This is a genomic window from Stenotrophomonas sp. PFBMAA-4 (assembly GCF_030053215.1).
GTDB lineage: Bacteria > Pseudomonadota > Gammaproteobacteria > Xanthomonadales > Xanthomonadaceae > Stenotrophomonas.
In genome coordinates, this window is sequence record NZ_JASGBW010000003.1 from 42,163 (window position 1) to 58,413 (window position 16,251).

The 16,251-nt window shown below is 68.1% G+C and carries 13 protein-coding genes; 8 read left to right on the plus strand and 5 right to left on the minus strand.

The window, feature by feature from the left end:
* Positions 1-16 precede the first annotated feature (16 nt).
* The 4 genes from QMZ26_RS02805 to yeiP all read left to right on the plus strand — a co-directional run bounded on the left by QMZ26_RS02805 (position 17) and on the right by yeiP (position 5,005).
* Positions 17-910, plus strand: a complete 894-nt coding sequence (locus tag QMZ26_RS02805; RefSeq protein WP_283220514.1) for a hydroxymethylglutaryl-CoA lyase — start codon at positions 17-19, stop codon at positions 908-910.
* The gene (locus QMZ26_RS02810; RefSeq protein WP_283220515.1) at positions 907-3,501 is read left to right on the plus strand and encodes an EAL domain-containing protein; all 2,595 of its coding nucleotides are present in this window, start codon (positions 907-909) and stop codon (positions 3,499-3,501) included. Before QMZ26_RS02805 ends, QMZ26_RS02810 begins: the two co-directional genes overlap by 4 nt.
* 118 nt (positions 3,502-3,619) lie before the next feature.
* Positions 3,620-4,390, plus strand: a complete 771-nt coding sequence (locus tag QMZ26_RS02815; protein WP_079221731.1) for an SDR family NAD(P)-dependent oxidoreductase — start codon at positions 3,620-3,622, stop codon at positions 4,388-4,390.
* Between the two features lie 48 nt (positions 4,391-4,438).
* Complete coding sequence (gene yeiP / locus QMZ26_RS02820; protein ID WP_079221730.1) at positions 4,439-5,005, plus strand: elongation factor P-like protein YeiP; 567 nt, start codon at positions 4,439-4,441, stop codon at positions 5,003-5,005.
* A gap of 126 nt (positions 5,006-5,131) precedes the next feature.
* On the opposite strand, the gene QMZ26_RS02825 is transcribed toward yeiP, so the two are convergent.
* From QMZ26_RS02825 to QMZ26_RS02840, 4 genes are all read right to left on the minus strand, one after another.
* Complete coding sequence (locus tag QMZ26_RS02825; RefSeq protein WP_283220516.1) at positions 5,132-5,824, minus strand: MliC family protein; 693 nt, start codon at positions 5,822-5,824, stop codon at positions 5,132-5,134.
* Positions 5,825-5,924: 100 nt separating this feature from the next.
* Positions 5,925-7,721 (minus strand): DUF4105 domain-containing protein, encoded by a 1,797-nt coding sequence (locus QMZ26_RS02830; RefSeq protein WP_283220517.1) that lies wholly within the window; start codon positions 7,719-7,721, stop codon positions 5,925-5,927.
* Between the two features lie 40 nt (positions 7,722-7,761).
* Positions 7,762-8,061, minus strand: a complete 300-nt coding sequence (locus tag QMZ26_RS02835; RefSeq protein WP_079225213.1) for a DUF2388 domain-containing protein — start codon at positions 8,059-8,061, stop codon at positions 7,762-7,764.
* Between the two features lie 62 nt (positions 8,062-8,123).
* Positions 8,124-9,512, minus strand: a complete 1,389-nt coding sequence (locus QMZ26_RS02840; protein WP_283220518.1) for an FAD-binding oxidoreductase — start codon at positions 9,510-9,512, stop codon at positions 8,124-8,126.
* Positions 9,513-9,683: 171 nt separating this feature from the next.
* Here QMZ26_RS02840 and serA point away from each other — a divergent pair, with 171 nt between their 5' ends.
* On the plus strand, positions 9,684-10,925 hold the full coding sequence (serA, locus tag QMZ26_RS02845; RefSeq protein WP_079221726.1) for a phosphoglycerate dehydrogenase: 1,242 nt from the start codon (positions 9,684-9,686) through the stop codon (positions 10,923-10,925).
* Between the two features lie 139 nt (positions 10,926-11,064).
* Here serA and QMZ26_RS02850 read toward each other — a convergent pair whose 3' ends face one another.
* A complete protein-coding gene (locus tag QMZ26_RS02850) occupies positions 11,065-11,679 on the minus strand; it encodes an NUDIX hydrolase (RefSeq protein WP_108759339.1) in 615 nt (204 codons plus the stop codon).
* Positions 11,680-11,809: 130 nt separating this feature from the next.
* Here QMZ26_RS02850 and QMZ26_RS02855 point away from each other — a divergent pair, with 130 nt between their 5' ends.
* The 3 genes from QMZ26_RS02855 (at position 11,810) to QMZ26_RS02865 (ending at position 16,169) form a co-directional block, all read left to right on the plus strand.
* Positions 11,810-13,282 (plus strand): amino acid permease, encoded by a 1,473-nt coding sequence (locus QMZ26_RS02855; protein ID WP_108746592.1) that lies wholly within the window; start codon positions 11,810-11,812, stop codon positions 13,280-13,282.
* Between the two features lie 83 nt (positions 13,283-13,365).
* Positions 13,366-14,793: an amino acid permease gene (locus QMZ26_RS02860; protein WP_283220519.1), complete on the plus strand. Its 1,428-nt coding sequence runs from the start codon at positions 13,366-13,368 to the stop codon at positions 14,791-14,793.
* A gap of 734 nt (positions 14,794-15,527) precedes the next feature.
* A complete protein-coding gene (locus QMZ26_RS02865; RefSeq protein ID WP_108770673.1) occupies positions 15,528-16,169 on the plus strand; it encodes a methylthioribulose 1-phosphate dehydratase in 642 nt (213 codons plus the stop codon).
* Positions 16,170-16,251: the final 82 nt, after the last annotated feature.

Below are 16,251 nucleotides of genomic sequence, written 5' to 3' on the forward strand. Positions count from 1 at the left end.
CCACGGAGGTGCGTCGATGAGCGATTTCGTCCGCATCGTCGAAGTGGGCCCGCGTGACGGCCTGCAGAACGAAAAGCAGGCGGTGGCCACCGCCGACAAGATCGCGCTGATCAATCGCCTGTCCGCCACCGGCCTGCGCACCATCGAAGCGACCAGCTTCGTCAGCCCGCGCTGGGTGCCGCAGCTGGCCGATGCGGCCGAGGTCTACGCCGGCATCGACCGCCGCGCCGGCATCGCCTACCCGGTGCTGGTGCCCAACGAGCAGGGCTATGACCGGGCGCGTGCCGTCGGCGTGCAGGAAGTGGCGGTGTTCACCGCCGCCTCCGAGGCCTTCAACCGCACCAATACCAATGCCGGCATCGACGAGTCGCTGGCCCGCTTCGCGCCCATCCTCCAGCGCGCCGCCGAGGACGGCGTGCGTGTGCGTGGCTACGTCTCCACCGTGCTCGGCTGCCCCTACCAGGGCGACGTGCCGCTGGCCGACGTGGTGCGCGTTGCGCGCGCCCTGCATGACATGGGCTGCTACGAAATTTCGCTGGGCGACACCATCGGCGTCGGCACCCCGCACAAGGCGCGGGCCATGCTGAAGGCGGTCGCTGCCGAGATCCCGATGGACGCACTGGCCGTGCACTTCCACGACACCTATGGCCAGGCCATCGCCAACATCGCCAGCTGCCTGGAAGAAGGCGTACGGGTGGTCGACAGCGCGGTGTCCGGCGCGGGCGGCTGCCCGTATGCCAAGGGTGCCAGCGGCAACGTCGCCAGCGAGGACGTGGTCTACCTGCTGCAGGGCCTGGGCCTGGAGTGCGGCGTGGACCTGCCGGCCCTGGCTGAAACCGGCCGTTGGCTGGCCGGGTTGCTCGGCCGTGCCACTGCCAGCCGGGTCGGGCAGGCCCTGGCGGCGACATGAACGACAGCGGCCCGCGCGACGTTCCGGTTTACGGCGAACCATCCGCCGTGACCGACGACGCGCTGGCCGCACTGCAGGCCGCGCTGGCAGGCGCCCCGCCCGCCGCCCAGGCCCGCCTGCTGCGGCAGGCGATGGAGGCACTGATCGACGCCCGCCTGCGCATGGGCGAAGCACAGGAACGCTACGCCGCCCTGTTCGATTCGGTGCCCGACCCGGTCAGCATCCTCAGCGCCGACGGCGTGGTGCTGGACGTCAACCGCGCCGGCGTCCACGCCTACGACCGCCCGCGCGAGGCCATCGTCGGCCAGCCGATCGAACTGCTCAATCCCGACCTGCCCAGCGACCACCTGCAGCCGGTCTGGGAAGCACTGAACCGCGGTGACACCTACGTCATCGAAGTGACCAACATGCGCGGCGATGGCAGCCGCTTCCCGGTGGAAGTGCACTCGGCCGGCTTCCAGGACCATGGCCAGCCCTGCATCGTGGCCGTGGCGCGCGACCTGAGCGGGCGCTGGCGTGCCGAATCGCGCTACCGCCTGCTGATGGAATCGATCGACAAGGGCGTGATCCTGTTCGACCGCAACCTGCGGGTGATCTCGGCCAACCCGGCCGCGCACCGCATCCTGGGCATCACCAGCAACGGCAATGCGTTTGACGCCCTGCTCGACCCCGAGGCCTGGCTGATCGTCGACGAGCACGGCAATACCCTCACCCAGGCGCAGTGGCCGACCATCCGCTGCTTCCAGGCCGGGCGGGTCATCCGCAGCACCATCATCGGCCTGTACCACCGCCCGCGCGGGCGCATGCTGTGGCTGTCGACCACCAACGTGCCAGTGTTCGGCACCGGCTGCGACCAGGCCGACCATGTCTATTCGATGTTCAGCGACATCACCGAGCTCAAGCGCAACAACCTGCTGTTCGCGCGCGCGCAGTCGCTGGCCCACATCGGCGGCTGGGAATGGGACCGCAGCCTGCAGCGCCTGTACCTGACCGACGAGGCGCGGCGCATCGTCGGCCAGCCCGACGACCTGCAGGACATGACCGACCTGCTCGACTGCCTGCGCAGTGATGACCGCACCTCCCTGCAGCAGGCGCTGGCCGACACCATCGAGCACCGCAGCAGCTTCGGCCTGGAACTGCAGGGCCAGCGCCGCGACGGGCATTCGTTCTGGATCCGGATGATCGGCGAGGTGTCCACCGGCGATGTCGATGCCGCCCGCATCACCGGCACCGTGCAGGACATCACCGAACGCAAGCAGGCCGAAGAGACCCTGCGCGTGCAGGCGCGCACCGACCCGCTGACCGGCATCATGAACCGCGATGCGGTGCTCACCGATCTGGGCGTACGCATGGGCAGCCCCGGCCACGACCGGGTGGCGGTGCTGTACATCGACCTGGACCGCTTCAAGGTCGTCAACGACCTGCTCGGCCACAACGCCGGCGACGAGCTGTTGATCGAAGCGACCCGGCGCATCGCCACGGCCATCGGCACCGAAGGTCTGCTCGCCCGTTTCGGTGGCGACGAGTTCCTGGTGATCTGCGACCTGCGCGACCAGCCCGACCAGGCCGAGCAGCTGGCCGAGCGCATCACCGCCGCGTTCTCCTCCCCCTTCCAGCTGGGCAGCGATGAATTCCAGGTCACCGCCAGCATCGGCATCGCCAAGGCCCCCGGCGATGGCGACCGCCCGCAGCAGCTGATCCAGAACGCCGACACCGCCATGTACGAGTGCAAGCGTCGCACCCGCAACGGCTGGCACGTGTTCTCGCAGGAGCTGGCCGAGCGCCAGAACGACCGACTGCAGATCGAGAGCCGCCTGCACAAGGCGCTGGACGGCGACGAGTTCCGGCTGGTCTACCAGCCGCAGATCAACCTGCGCACCGGGACCATCACCGGCTGCGAGGCCCTGATGCGCTGGCACAACGGCCAGCTTGGGCAGATGCGGCCGGACCTGTTCATCCGCCACGCCGAGCACACCGGCGACATCGTGCGGATCGGCCAGTGGGCGCTGCGCGAGGCGTGCCGCCAGATACGCCAATGGCAGGACGATGGCCTGGAGACGATGCGGGTGGCGGTCAACGTCTCCTGGCGGCAGTTCGTCGGCGAGGACCTGGCCCGCTGGGTACGGCAGGTGCTGGACGAGTTCGAGCTGCCCGGCACGGTGCTGGAACTGGAGTTCACCGAGCGGGTGCTGATCGAGGACGCGCCGGACACCCTGCGCACCTTCGCCCGCCTGCGCGAGATGGGCGTGATGCTGACCATCGACGATTTCGGCGAGGGCTACAGCGCGCTGAACTACCTGCGGCGGCTGCCGATCCATGGCCTGAAACTGAGCCAGCTGTTCGTCGAGGGCATCCCGCGCAACCGCTCGGACGTGGCCGTGTGCGAGGCGGTCTGCGCGATCGCCCGCAGCCTGGGCCTGGGCGTGGTGGCCGAAGGCGTGGAAACCGAGGCCCAGCGCCAGTGCCTGCTGGGGCTGGGGGTGACCATCGGCCAGGGCTTCCTGTTCGCCCCGGGCCTGCCCCCCGATGAGTTCAAGCGGCGCCTGCGCGGGCGCGAGCCGCCGGAGATGGCCCGGGACCTCGCCGGGTAGAGCCAGGCCATGCCTGGCTGCGGGGCACCGGGGCGCATACCGCTTTGCAGCGGCGCACAACGGCGCGCGCCGTGGCTTCCGTTAGAATCGGCGGTTCTCGAACCTGCAGGACCGTTCAATGCAGCTGTCTTCCGTACGTGCCGTGATCACCGGCGGCGTTTCCGGCCTCGGCCTGGCCGTGGCCCAGCACCTGGTCGCCAACGGCGGCAAGGTCGCCCTGTTCGACCTCAATGACGACAAGGGCGCGGCCGCCGTGGCCGGGCTTGGCGCCGACGCGGCCCGCTATTTCAACGTCAATGTCAGCGATGAGGCGGCCGTTGCCGCAGCCATCGACCAGGCCCACGATTTCCTCGGCGGCCTGAACGTGGCGATGAACTGCGCCGGCATCCTCGGCGCCGGCCGCGTGCTGGGCAAAGAGGGTCCGATGCCGCTGGCCGGCTTCCAGGGCACGGTCATGGTCAACCTGGTCGGCAGCTTCAACGTCGCCAAGGCCGCGGCCAACCGCATGCAGCACAACGACGCTGGCGAAGACGGCGAGCGCGGCGTGATCATCAACACCGCCAGCATCGCCGCCTACGAAGGCCAGATCGGCCAGGCCGCCTATGCCGCCAGCAAGGGCGGCGTGGTGTCGATGACCCTGCCGATGGCCCGCGAGCTCTCGCGCTTCGGCATCCGCGTCAACACCATTGCCCCGGGCGTGTTCTGGACGCCGATGGTCGATGGCATGCCCGAGGCCGTGCAGCAGTCGCTGGCCGCGTCCATCCCGTTCCCGTCGCGCCTGGGCAAGCCGGACGACTTCGCCAGCCTGGTCGGCTTCATTCTCGGCAACACCTATCTCAACGGCGAGACCATCCGCCTGGACGGCGCTACCCGCCTCGCTCCGAAGTGATTCCCCCGGGCGCCGGGACGGCGCCCACCCCCAACGACCAACAACATCATGAAAGCCAACGACATCAAGAAGGGCAACGTCGTCGAGTACAACAACGGCGTGTACCAGATCCGCGACATCGAACGCAGCTCGCCGCAGGGCCGCGGCGGCAACGTCCGCTTCCGCTTCATCATGTACAGCGTGCCGGGTGGCAACAAGCTCGACGCCAGCTTCGATGCCGACGACAACCTGGTCGAAGTCGAACTGCTGCGCCGCCAGTCCACCTATTCGTACAAGGACGGCGATGCGTTCGTGTTCCTCGATGACGAGGACTACACCCCCTACACCCTCGACGCCGACGTGATCGGCGACGACGCCGGCTACATCACCGACGGCCTGACCGGCATCTACGTGCAGGTCATCGACGAGCAGCCGGTGGCGATCCAGCTGCCCGCCTCGGTGGTGCTGGAAGTGATTGAAACCCCGCCGGAACTGAAGGGCGGCACCGCCACCAAGCGCCCGAAGCCGGCCAAGCTGAACACCGGCATTGAAATCATGGTGCCGGAGTACATCGCCAACGGCGAGCGCGTGCTGGTGAACACCGCCACCGGCGAATTCGCTGGCCGCGCCGACTAAGCACCACGCGCCGGGCATGGCCCGGCGCTGACGCCTTCTGTAGAGCCGAGCCCATGCTCGGCTGCTTCTGTTGATGCATCGCGGCGAAGCGCAGCCGAGCATGGGCTCGGCTCTACAGAACCGCGCTTATCTGCCGCCGAAATTGCCGCAACCGTGGTACTGGCGAGCACCGACGGTCAGCATGGCTTTGGCTTCGAACGATTCGCCGCTCATGCTGTCCTGGCAGGTGGTGCGCTGGAAGCTCAGCTTGATGTCGGTGCCATCGGCAGCCTTGCCCGCCCAGCCATCCGCACCCGCAGTGGGCGCGGCCACCTCGAAACGGCGCTCGCCGTAGTCCACGTCCACCTGCAGGCCCGGCGCATCGCCGTCGACCACGGCCAGCCAGCCGGGCTCGTTGCCGGTGGCGCGAAATGCGGCCTTGCCCGCGCTGCCATCGCCTTCGATGCCCTGCTGGGCCTGGCACTCGCGATCGGGCTCACCCTTCAGGCTCAACAGGCCATCATCGCTGCCCTTGGCCCAGAAGCTGTTGCCCTTGCCATCGCTGTACTTCGCCCCGGACGCCACCCGTTCCGCGTGCAGCGCGAAGCGGCGTTCACCGATCGTCACCGTCGCCGCGTCCTCGCCCACGAAGCGCGCCTGGACATCCAGGTCGCCGCAGCGGTAAGCGGTTTCGCTGGCGGCTGCGGCCTCCGTCGCCGGCTCGGGCACGGGTGGCGGCAGATCGGCGGCGGTCGCCGCTGCGGGAGGTGCCGCCGCAGGCTGGCAGGCGGTGAGGAGGATGCCCAGGGAGGCTGCCAACAGGCCGGGAACTACACGCATGGCTCGACTCCTTGTCGATACTGCTGAGGACACCTGACCGTACCACCTTGGCACCGGCAGGGCCTGAAAGCCGCCTGACCGCAGCCGCTTCGCGCCCGGATCAGGGAACGGCCACGCCCGCGACCGGTGCGGCGGCCTGCTCGCGCAGCCGCCGGCCGAGGGCCGCGAGGTTGGCGTCGATGTCATCCAGTTCCTGCTGCTGCCCGGCAGGCAGCTGCACGCGCAGCTGCTGGCGCAGCGACTGCCAGGCGGGCACGGCCGCTGCACTGGCGGTGGCCACGGCCCCGGCTACCACGGCCTGCTCTTCGGCCAGCGGCACCCCATAGCCGCCATCGGCCAGCAGCCGGCCCGGCCGCAACCACTGCCCGCTCTGTTCCAGCAGGCCGCGCAGCTGCGCGGTGGCCTCGCTTTCCGGCGCGGCCAGCAGGCGCCGCTTCAGGGTGTCCCGCGCCCGCAGCTCAGCACGGCGCTTTGCGGCCTGTTCCAGCAGCAGCAACCCGGCGCTGGCACGCACATCCCCCTGCAGCAGCCACGGCGCACGCTGCCGCGCGGGCAGCTTCAGCCAAGCCTGCACATCGTACGCCGGCAGGGAGTTCTGCGCGGCAGCAACCGCAAACAACTGCTGGTAATGGTCGCGTGCCGATGCGAAGTAATAGCCCTGGGCCTGCGCGCCAGCACGGTCGTCCAGCACCCGCTCATCCAGCGCATCCAGCCGCACCAGTCGCCGGCGCAACCCGCGCGGGGTCAGCTGGGCCAGGCCGGCCTCGCCCAGCCGCGGCACCCCGGCCTGCAGCAGCTTGGCGGTTTCCACCGCACAGTTGTTGCTGACGAAGTAATAGCGCCCGTCATAGCTCCAGTGCACCTGTGCGGTGCGCTCGAGCAGGCTGGCGATTTCGCTGCGATCAAGCGCCAGCGGCAGCGATTGCAGCCCGCGCAGTTCGACCTTGGTGTACTCGTCCACCACCTGCTGCAACGGCAACACGAACAAGCGCGACGGATAGCCGCCAGTCAGCCCCCGCCAGTTGGAAATCTGCACGTCGCCGACGAAGGCGCGGAAGGACAGGACGCGGTGATACTCCAGATCCAGCCGGCAATCCGGCCCCGGCACGCGGCCCGGGCGGCAGATGACCAGGCGCAGCATGCTGTGGCCCCAGCGGCTCATCGGCTGCGCACTGCCCTCGGCGAACAGGTAATCCACGGCGAAGACGCGGGCAGGATCCAGCTGCAGCAACGACGCCGCGCCCTCCTCCGCCTCAGCCTGCAGCAGCGGCACCGTGCCGTCGCACTGCACCGTCGGCAAGGAGGGCGGCGTGCCGAAATGCTGCTGGTACCACTGCGCCAAGGCGGGACGGCGGCAGGCGAATTCGGCGTCGAGCACGAAACGCTCGGCATTCACCGCCAGGTATTCAGCCGGGTCCGTCAGTTCGTAGCGATCCGGGCTGCGGTCGCTGAAGTGGTTGTCGCCGCGCCCCAGGTGCCACGGCCTGCGCTGCCAACCGGCCAGATCACGCCAGCGCGCGCTGTGCGACCAGTTCGCGCCGCCGCGGTCTGCTACATGGGTGAGTTCATGGACCAGCGCGCTGCGACGCGCACGGCGCGCCCCCGCCCCGCTGTCATCCAGCAGATCCAGGCGCAGCGCAATGCGTCCGGCGAATGCGCGGCCGTGCACCTGCACCGGCAGGTCATCGCGCCACGACACCCGCACCTGCGCAGGCAGCGCGCGCAGCAGGCCATCCGGCAGCAGTGCCTGCACATCGTCCAGCGTCTGCCGGGCCAGCTGCTGCTGCGGCTCGCTCAGTCCGGCGGGATCAAGCTGCAGGCGATCGGCCGCATGCGCGGCGTGCGCGATCAGCAATAGAGCCACGCCCTGCGTGGCTGCGTTCCGTGCAGATGTCATGGCGTTGCCGGCCAGCGGCCGGCACTACCGGAAGGCCGGTTCAGCGGGCCAGCAGCGCGCGGGCCAGCTGCAGATCGCTCTGCTGCTGGGCAGCGGCATCCTGCTCGCGCAGGTGCACCAGCGCCGCCTGCAGGCGCGCACCGCGGATCTGGCCGTCGCTGGCCACGAATGCGGCAGCATCATCGCGCGCAGCCAGCACCACCTTGTCATCACCCGAGCTGCTGCCCGAGGAACCGGAAGACGCACCGGTGGCCGAACCCGCCGAGGTGCCAGCGAAGCTGGAAGCGAAGCCGGCCAGCGGCAGGGACAGCAGGGCGAGCAGCAGGAGCGGACGGGTCATCGTGGTCAGGCCATCAGTGGAGTTGCAGGGAGCGTAATGGTTGCGTGAAGTCTTTGCCTGCATCATGCGTCGAACAGCTTGCCTGGATTCAGCCGCGCTTCGGGATCGAAGGCGCGCTTGACCGCCTTCATCAGCGCAATTTCCGCCGGGCCGCGCGTGCTGTCCAGGTAGCCCTTCTTGACCAGGCCGATGCCATGTTCGGCCGAAATGCTGCCATCGAAGCGGGCCAGCACCTGCGCCAGCAGCTTGGTCACGTGCTCGCACTGGGTTACGAAATCGGCGTCACTGGTGTCGTCCGGCTTCAGTACGTTGATGTGCAGGTTGCCATCGCCGATGTGGCCGAACCAGACAACATCGAAGTGCGGATACGCCTGCCCGATCAGTGCCTGGGTCTCGGCCAGGAACGCCGGCATCGCCGAGATCCGCACCGAGACATCGTTCTTGTACGGCTTGTAGCGGGCCACCGCTTCGGTGATGCCCTCGCGCAGGCGCCACAGCTGCGCCGCCTGTGCATCGCTGGCGCTGATCACACCGTCGCTGACCCAGCCGTTGCCCATGCAGTCCTCGAAGGCCGCCATGGCCGCCGCTTCATGCGCCTCATCGTTGGCGGCGAATTCGGTGACCACGTAATACGGGTGCACCTCGTCGAACGGGGCCTGCGCGCCGTGGGCCAGCACATGCTCGAGCGCGCGCTCGGTGAAGAATTCGAAGGCCTGCAGCTGCAGGCGTGCGCGGAAGGCCGCAAACACCTGCATCAGCACGTCGAAGCTCGGCACCGCCAGCAGCATCACGTTGCTGGCCGGCGGCGGATCGGTCAGCTTCACCGTGGCCTCGACGATCACGCCCAGCGTGCCCTCGGACCCGATCATCAGCTGGCGGAAATCGTAGCCGCTGGAATTCTTGATGAGGCCCTTGTTGAGTTCCAGCAGTTCGCCACTGGCGGTGACCACCTTCAACCCGGCGATCCACTCGCGGGTGTTGCCGTAGCGGATCACGCGGATGCCGCCGGCATTGGTGGCGATGTTGCCGCCGATGGAGCACGAGCCGCGCGCGGCGAAATCCACCGGGTAGATCAGGCCGTGGTCCAGCGCGGCGTTGTGCAGCGCCTCCAGCGGCATGCCCGCCTGCACCACCAGGGTGCGGTCGACCGCATCGTAGGCCAGCGCCTTGTTCATCCGCTCCAGGCTCAGCACCAGCTCGCCGTTCGCCGCCACGGCGCCGCCGGACAGGCCGGTGCGGCCGCCGGAAGGCACCACCGCCACGCCTTCCGCCGCGCTCCAGCGCATCAGGGCCTGCACCTCCTCCACCGATGCCGGCAGGGCGATGGCCAGTGGCGCCGGGGTCCAGCGCCGGGTCCAGTCACGGCCGTAATGCTCCAGGTCGGCAGGGTCGGTCTTCAGCTTCAGGCCGGGACAGGCCTGCTGCAGCGAGGCGATGCGGGAATCGGTCATGACGGTCCAGCGCGGTGCGTGAAGAACGGGCAAGCGTGCCAGCGCCGCGGGCCAGCGTCCAGCCCCGGCAATCACCCGGAATGGCTACGGATGCAACTATTTCCGCACTGCACCATGGCCGCGCCGATCTGGCATAGTGGTCAGCCCCTGTCCCACTGGCCGTGCCGTACCATGTCGCCGAAGAAGACCTCGTTCCCGAAGCAGGATATCCGCGTGCTGTTGCTGGAGGGGGTCAGCCAGACCGCCGTGGAGGTGTTCAGCGCCGCCGGCTACAGCCAGATCGAAGCGCACAGCAAGGCGCTGCCGGAGGACGAACTGAAGGCGCGCATCGCCGAGGCGCACATCGTCGGCATCCGCTCGCGCACCCAGCTCAGCGCCGAGGTGCTGGCCGAGGCCAAGCGCCTGATCGCGGTGGGCTGCTTCTGCATCGGCACCAACCAGGTCGACCTGGACGCGGCCGAGCTGGCCGGCATCCCGGTGTTCAACGCGCCCTATTCCAATACCCGCAGCGTGGCCGAGCTGGTCATCGCTGAGGCCATCATGCTGACCCGTGGCATTCCGCAGAAGAACGCCGAATGCCACCGCGGCGGCTGGTCGAAGTCGGCCAGCGGCAGCCACGAGGTGCGTGGCAAGACGCTGGGCATCATCGGCTACGGCCACATCGGCACCCAGGTCGGCGTGCTGGCCGAATCGCTGGGCATGCAGGTGATCTTCCACGACGTGGAAACCAAGCTGTCGCTGGGCAATGCCCGTGCCGCCGCCAGCCTGGACGACCTGCTGGCGCGCGCCGACATCGTCACCCTGCACGTGCCGGAAACCCCGTCCACGCAGTGGATGATCGGCGCCACCGAGCTGGCGAAGATGCGCCGCGGCGCGCATGTGATCAATGCCGCGCGCGGGACCGTGGTCGATATCGACGCACTGGACGCGGCCCTTGCCAGTGGCCACATCGGCGGCGCGGCCCTGGACGTGTTCCCGGTCGAGCCCAAGGGCAATGGCGATATCTTCGAATCGCCGCTGACCCGCCACGACAACGTCATCCTGACCCCGCACGTGGGCGGCAGCACCCTGGAAGCGCAGGACAACATCGGCATTGAAGTGGCGGCCAAGCTGGTGCGCTACAGCGACAACGGCAGCACCCTGTCGGCGGTCAACTTCCCGGAAGTGACCCTGCCCGAACACGCCGACAGCCTGCGCCTGCTGCACATCCACCAGAACGTGCCCGGCGTGCTGTCCAAGGTCAACGAGATCTTCTCGCGGCACAACGTCAACATCGACGGCCAGTTCCTGCGCACCGACCCGAAGGTGGGCTACGTGGTGATCGACATCACCGCCAGCGAGGAACAGGCCGGTGCCGTGCGTGACGAGCTGGCGGCCATTCCGGGCACTCTGCGCACCCGCATTCTGTATTGATGAAGGCGTCGCCGGGCATGGCCCGGCCCGCTCGACGGTAGCGCCGGGCCGTGCCCGGCGGGAATGCATCCGACACCGCGCCATCCACGCATGGCGTGGATCTACTGCAGTAGAGCCACGCCATGCGTGGCTGCCCCTGTCAGCGCGCCAGCCAGCGGCGGGCCATGCGCTGCATTGATGCGTCCGATTCCGGATCTTCGGCAACCTCGGCCACCGGGCGCCAGGCCAGATCGAGCGATTCCTCGCTGAGCACGAACGCCTCGCCGCCCACGGCACGGATCACGAAACGCACGTCGTAGTGCCAGTGCCCCGGCACGTCGGTGCGCTCGGGAATCCAGTGCTTGTCCAGGTCGAAGATGGCCGGGTCATCCAGCACCAGGCCGGCCAGGCCGGATTCCTCTTCCGCTTCCTTCAGCGCCACCCGCCCCAGGTCGCGGTCGCCATCGGCATGGCCGCCCAGCTGCAGCCAACGCTGCAGCTTGCGATGGTGGGTCAGCAGCAGGCGCTGGCCGTCGGCACTGACCAGCCAGCAGCTGGCCGTGAAGTGCCCGGCCAGACGTTCACGACAGAAAGGATCCTGCGGATCGTCAATCAATGTGCTGAATTCGGCAGCCAGCGCGTCGTGGGATGGCTCCCGGCGGGCGTAGTCATGCAGCAGGCCACGCAGCTGAACATCAAGCGCGGCAAGGGATTCGGCAGGTTGATTCATGAATGCGGGACAATCGGAAAAATACTGCCCATTATCGCCGGTCATTGTTGCGATTGCGCTTGTGCGGTGGCTTCAGCTTTGGCTAAGGTACAGCGGGCCGTTCGCGCGGCCTTCACCATTCCAGGCCGCCGGCAACGCATCGGCGGCCCCAATCCGATCATCAGGAAAGTTTTGCATGCTGAAAGCACTGTTGAGGGTCAAGCCGGTTCAACCGGCCGGGCACGTCGATGCTGGCGAACCCATCGAAGGCAGCCTGGACGGCGAAGCCACGTTGAAACGGACCCTCACGGCGAAACACCTCATCATGCTCGGCATCGGTGCGGTGATCGGCGCAGGCATCTTCGTGCTGACCGGCCAGGCCGCGGCCAATCACGCCGGCCCGGCGGTCATGCTCTCGTTCGTCATCGCCGGCTTCGCCTGTGCGCTGGCGGGCCTGTGCTACGCCGAGTTCGCGGCGATGATGCCGGTCTCCGGCAGCGCCTACTCGTACTCCTACGCCACCCTCGGCGAAGGCATGGCCTGGTTCATCGGCTGGTGCCTGGTGCTGGAATACCTGTTTGCCTCGGCCTCGGTCGCAGTGGGCTGGTCGGCCTACCTGATCAGCTTCCTCACCAGCACCCTGAACATGCCGTTCCCGGACGCGCTCAGTGCAGCGCCGATCGCCTGGACCGGCAGCGAGTTCGTCGCCTCCGGCAAGCTGTTCAACCTGCCGGCGGTGCTGATCATCGCGGCGGTGTCGGGCTTGCTGTATGTCGGCGTCACCCAGTCCGCCTTCGTCAACGCGATCATCGTGGCCATCAAGGTCACCGTCATCTGCCTGTTCATCGGCATCGGCGCGGCGCATATCGATCCGGGCAACTGGCACCCCTTCATCCCTGAAAACACCGGGCCGGGCGAGTTCGGCTGGAGCGGCATCTTCCGCGCCGCCACCATCGTGTTCTTCGCCTACATCGGCTTCGACGCGGTTTCCACCGCCGCCGGCGAAACCAAGGACCCGCAGCGCAACATGCCGATCGGCCTGCTCGGCTCGCTGGCCGTGTGCACCATCGTCTACATCATCGTCTGCGCGGTGCTGACCGGCATGATGCCGTACCACCTGCTGGGCACCGACAAGCCGGTCGCCACCGCGCTGGAAGGCTACCCGCAGCTGGCCTGGCTGAAGACCGCCGTCGAGATCGGCGCCATCGCCGGCCTGTCCTCGGTGATCCTGGTGATGATGATGGGCCAGACCCGCATCGCCTACACGATCTCGCGCGACGGCCTGCTGCCGAAGTTCTTCGGCAAGGTCCACGCCCGCTTCCGCACCCCGTACTGGGCCACGATCGTGGTCGGCGTGATCGCCGCTGCACTGGCCGGCCTGGTGCCGCTGAACGTGCTGGGTGAACTGGTCTCGATGGGCACCCTGCTGGCCTTCGCCACCGTCTGCATCGGCGTGCTGGTCCTGCGCTACAGCAAGCCGGACCTGCACCGCCCGTTCCGCGTGCCGGCGGTGTGGATCATCTGCCCGCTGGGCGCGGCCACCTGCCTGTTCCTGTTCTGGCAGGCGTTCGTGGTGCATTGGCACCTGTTCGTCGGCTGGACCGTGCTGGGCCTGCTGATCTACCTCGGCTACGGCATCCGCAACAGCAAGCTGGCCAAGTCTCCCTGATGTGCCTACGGGCCGGCCTCGCGCCGGCCCGTCCGTTTCTCCCCGCGCGCCATCCGCGGCGCGCTTCGAAAAGATCGACACACATGTTCAAGCAACTGTGGGCCACCAAGCACCCGCATGCCGCCCATGAAGACGCCAACGGCCTGAGCCTGCGCCGCCACCTCGGCCCCTGGGGCCTGACCGCGCTGGGCATCGGCGCGGTCATCGGCGGCGGCATCTTCGTCATCACCGGCCAGGCCGCGGCCAACCATGCCGGCCCGGCCATCATGCTGTCCTTCGTGCTGGCCGCGGTCTGCTGCGCCTTCTGCGCGCTGGCCTATGCCGAGTTCGCCTCGATGGTGCCGGTGTCCGGCAGCGCCTACACCTACACCTACGCCACCTTCGGCGAGCTCTCGGCCTGGTTCATCGGCTGGATGCTGGTGCTCGAGTACGGCGTATCGGCCTCGGCGGTGGCGGTCAGCTGGACCGGCTACTTCCTCAGCCTGCTCAGCCAGTTCGACATCCACCTGCCAGCGGCGCTGGTCAGTGCGCCACTGGACGCGCAGCTGCGCCCCACCGGCGCAATCGCCAACCTGCCCGCCGCCATTCTGGTACTGCTGCTGACCTGGCTGTGCTACGTCGGCATCAGCAAGTCCTCGGCGATGAACATGGCGATGGTCGTGCTGAAGACCGGCCTGATCGTGCTGGTCATCGTGGTCGGCTGGAAGTACATGGACACCAGCAACTGGACCCCGTTCATCCCGGCCAACGAAGGCCCGGGCAAGTACGGGATGGAAGGCGTGCTGCGCGGCGCGGCCATGGTGTTCTTCGCCTACATCGGCTTCGAGGCGGTGTCGGTGGCGGCGCAGGAATCGAAGAACCCGCAGCGCGACATGCCGATCGGCATGATGCTGTCGCTGGTGATCTGCACGGTGCTTTACATCGCCATGGCGGCGGTCATGACCGGCCTGGTGCCGTACCAGCTGCTGGGCACCGACGAACCGGTGGTGACCGCCGTGGCGGCGCACCCGCAGCTGGGCTGGCTGCGCTGGGTGGTCGAGGCCGGCGCCCTGGTCGGCCTGTCCTCGGTGGTGCTGGTGATGATCATCGGCCAGCCTCGCATCTTCATGATCATGGGGCGCGACGGCCTGCTGCCGCCGGTGTTCACCAAGATCCACCCGAAGTACCGCACCCCGCACATCAACACGGTCATCACCGGCATCGGCATCGCCCTGCTGGCGGCGCTGTTCCCGCTGGACATCCTGGGTGAACTGACCTCGATGGGCACCCTGATCGCGTTTGCAGCCGTGTGCGCGGGCGTGCTGATCCTGCGCCGCACCCAGCCGGACCTGCCGCGTCCGTTCCGCATGCCGATGGCATGGCTGATCTGCACCCTGGGCGTGCTGAGCTGCCTGGCGCTGCTGTCGGCGATGACGATGCACAACTGGATGCTGATGGGTGTGTGGACGTTCGTCGGCTTCGTGATCTATTTCTGCTACGGCTTCAAGCACAGCCGCCTGCGGGGCCAGTAAGGGTTTTCTGTATTGCAGGGCCTGCGGCCCTGCACCCGCTGGAGCCGGAGCAACGTCCAGAGCAACAGCTGGGTTGAGGGTTTGGCGGGGAGGCATGGGTTCGCGGGGGACGCCGTGAATCCATCCCTGGAGGCTTGGCCGCGGCATCCATGCCGCGGACACCCCCGCGAACCCATGCCTCCCCACCCCTGACACTCTCCCGGCACGTCCGGTAGATCCACGCCATGCGTGGATGAAGTCCATCTGGGGAATGAATCTTCTGTAGAGCGGAGCCATGCTCCGCTCCGAGCAAGCGCAGCGCCGCGACCCGCTTCTGCCTTTCCTTCTTCACTCCGTGGCTGGCGCGCACGGAGCCTGTCCGAGGCCGGGCGGGTGGGTTGCGCGGGGGGCCCTGCGCTATGGATACCGCCCAGTAGATCCACGCCATGCGTGGATGAATTCGTCCGGGGAATGAATTCTCTCCGGTCGATGGGTTCCCTGTAGAGCGGAGCCATGCTCCGCTCCGAGCAAGCGCAGCGCCGCGACCCGCTTCTGCCTTTCCTTCTTCACTCCGTGGCTGGCGCGCACGGAGCCTGTCCGAGGCCGGCCGGGGTGGGCTGGCGGGACCGCAGGCGCCATGGATGGGTTCACGGCGTGTCCCGCCAGCCCACCCCGGCCGGCCAACCCAGGGACTCAACCCGAACAACCCGCCACGAGGGGCTCAGCCGTTGGCCGAATCCAGTAAAATCGACCGCATGAACGCCCCCACCTTCCCCTACGACACCGCGCGCCTGAGCGAACTGGCCCAGCTGCTGATCGACAACGTCCGCGAACTGGCCCACGCCGGCTGGACTCCGGCCACCAGCAGCAACTTCTCCCACCGCCTGGACGACCGCCACGCCGCAATCACGGTCTCGGGCAAGGACAAGGGCCGCCTCATCGAGGACGACATCATGGTGGTGGATTTCGACGGCCTGGCCGTCGGCCGCCCGCTGCGCCCGTCCGCCGAGACCCTGCTGCACACCCAGCTGTACCGCCGCTTCCCGGAGATCGGCTGCGTGCTGCACACCCATTCACCAGTGCAGACCATCGCCTCGCGCCTGTACGCGCCGCAGGGCCACATCCGCATCGAAGGCTACGAGCTGCTGAAGGCCTTCGCCGGCAACAGCACCCACGAAATGGCCATCGACGTGCCGGTGTTCGCCAACACCCAGGACATGAACGTGCTCTCGGCGCAGGTCGATGCCCTGCTCGACACCCAGCCCCTGTGGGGCTACCTGATCGACGGCCACGGCCTGTATGCCTGGGGCCGCGACATGGCCGAAGCGCGCCGCCACATGGAAGCCTTCGAGTTCCTGTTCCACTGCGAGCTGGAACTGCGCAAGCTGCGCGGCTGAACCGGCGCCGGGGTGCAGATTCCAATCCGGAATCTGCCACCCTTCACCACCCTGTTACCCTGTCTTCCCCCCGAGACGTTCA